The sequence below is a fragment of the Stenotrophomonas sp. HMWF003 genome (genome assembly GCF_003061285.1).
GTDB classification, from domain to species: Bacteria; Pseudomonadota; Gammaproteobacteria; order Xanthomonadales; family Xanthomonadaceae; genus Stenotrophomonas; species Stenotrophomonas maltophilia_AP.
Genome location: NZ_QAIW01000455.1, coordinates 2237 through 4367, shown reverse-complemented (window position 1 = coordinate 4367; position 2131 = coordinate 2237). Strand labels below are relative to the sequence as shown.

Below are 2131 nucleotides of genomic sequence, written 5' to 3'. Positions count from 1 at the left end.
GCAGCGCCATGGCGCTGAGGATGTCGCGCTGGCGGGCGCCCAGGCAGCGCAGGATGGCCACCTGGTCGATCCGGCGCAGTGCGAAGCGGTTGGCCGCCAGCGCGGTGGCCACGCCGGCCAGCAGCACCGCCAGCAGGGCGGCCAGTGACAGGAAGCGGCCGGCCAGGTCGAACGCACCACGCACGCCGCGCTGGGTGTCGGCGATGCCGACGATGCGGTAGCCCTTGGCCTGCGGTGCCAGCCACGCGCGGAAGTCGGCAATCGCCTCCGGCGCGCCGGCGAACATCATCCGGTACGAGGCGCGGCTGCCGGGGCCGAGCAGGCCGGCCGCGTCGACGTCGGCGCGGTTGACCAGCAGCGGCGGCGAGAGCTGCATCAGCTCGCCGGAGGTGTCCGGTTCGGCCTGCAGCACGCGGGTGACAGTCAGGCTGCCCGCGCCGAACTCCAGCGCGTCGCCCACCTTCAGGCCCAGCGCCTGCATCAACCGCGGATCGGCGTAGGCCTGCCCGGCGGGCGGCGCGCCGGCCGGTTCGGGCGTGCTGCGTTGCAGGCCGCGGCTGACCAGCAGCTGCCCGCGCAGCGGATAACCTTCGCTCACCGCCTTGATGTTGGCCATCTGGCTGGCCTCGCCATGGAACAGTACGGTGGGGAAGCTGACCATGCGGGTGTTGGCCAACCCACGTTCGCGCGCGGCATCGGCGAAGGCCTGGGGAATGTCGTCGCGGGCGTTCAGGCCCAGGTCGCCGCCCAGCATTTCCGCCGCGCTGCCGGTCAGCGCAAGGGTGACCCGGTTGACCAGCGTGCCCACCGCGGTCATCACCGCCACGCCCAGCACCAGCGCGGCGAAGACGGTCAGCAGGTCTCCGGCAAGGAATTCGCGGCGCAGGGCGCGCGCGGCATGTTTGACCACGTTCATGCGGATACGCCGGCCGCGGTGTCCACCAGGCGCCCGCCATCGAGCCGGTAGATGCGCTGGCAGCGCTGGGCCAGGCGCAGGTCGTGGGTGACCAGCACCAGGGTGGTGTCGCTGGTGGCGTTGAGTGCGAACAGCAGGTCGCTGATCTGCTGGCCGGTGGCCTGGTCCAGGCTGCCGGTGGGCTCATCGGCGAACAGGATGCGCGGTTTGGCCACGAACGCCCGTGCCAGCGCCACGCGCTGCTGCTCGCCACCGGACAGCTGGCGCGGGTAGTGGCGGGCGCGATGGGTCAGGCCCACCTGCGTCAGCACCTCGCGCACGCGCATGGGATCTTCGCGCCCGGCCAGTTCCAGCGGCAGTGCGATGTTTTCTTCGGCGGTCAGCGCCGGCAGCAGGTGGAAGCTCTGGAACACAAAGCCCACTTCGCGGGCGCGCAGCTGCGCGCGGTCTTCCTCGTCCAGCGCATTGAGGTCCGAACCCGCCAGCGTCACCCGCCCGCGGCTGGGCAGGTCCAGGCCGGCGAGCAGGCCAAGCAGGGTGGTCTTGCCCGAACCTGAAGCGCCGACGATGGCGATGCTCTCGCCTTCATGGACGGTCATGCCAATGTTGTCCAGTATGTGGACTTCACCCTCCGGGCCACGCGCGGATTTGCCCACGTCATGGGCGGCGATGGCGACGGACGCGCTGCGGGGGGACAGGCTGTCGATGAGGATTCTCCAATGTACCGAGCGATGTGGAAGGGCCGCGCGGCCCCGGTGGTCTGGATGCTGGCAGCATTGCTGCTGGCGCCGTTGCTGGCGTGTGCCAAAGGTGCCGCCCCGGCCAACGCGGTGCTGGTGGTCGGCGACAGCCTCAGTGCCGCCCACAATATCCCGGCCGAATCCGGCTGGGTGAACCTGCTTCAGCAGCGGGTCAAACAACAGGTGAAGCCCGCCCCGGCCATCATCAACGCCAGCATCAGCGGCGAGACCACCGCCGGCGCGCTGACCCGCCTGCCGGGCCTGCTGGCCAAGCACCGGCCGTCGGTGGTGGTGATCGAACTGGGTGGCAACGACGCGCTGCGCGGGCTGACCCCGGTGCAGCTGCGCGGCAACCTGGAAAAGATGATCGTGGCCAGCCAGACCGCCGGCGCGAAGGTGCTGCTGCTGGGCATCGACGTGCCGCCCAACTACGGCCCGGCCTACCGCCAGCGGCTCAAGGACGCGTACGCCGGGC

General features: G+C 71.0%; 1 protein-coding gene and 2 pseudogenes. 1 reads left to right on the top strand and 2 read right to left on the bottom strand.

Features of this window, described 5'->3' with window-relative positions; translation table 11 throughout:
• Positions 1 to 916, bottom strand: a pseudogene (locus tag DBR34_RS24315) (oxidoreductase); the annotation flags it as partial.
• Positions 913 to 1515 carry an ABC transporter ATP-binding protein gene (locus tag DBR34_RS20140; protein ID WP_128098098.1) on the bottom strand — a complete coding sequence of 201 codons (603 nt, stop codon included), beginning with the start codon at positions 1513 to 1515 and terminating at the stop codon, positions 913 to 915. The pseudogene DBR34_RS24315 and the gene DBR34_RS20140, both read right to left, overlap by 4 nt.
• Positions 1516 to 1621: 106 nt before the next feature.
• Here DBR34_RS20140 and DBR34_RS20135 point away from each other — a divergent pair.
• A pseudogene (locus tag DBR34_RS20135) lies at positions 1622 to 2131 on the top strand (arylesterase); the annotation flags it as partial.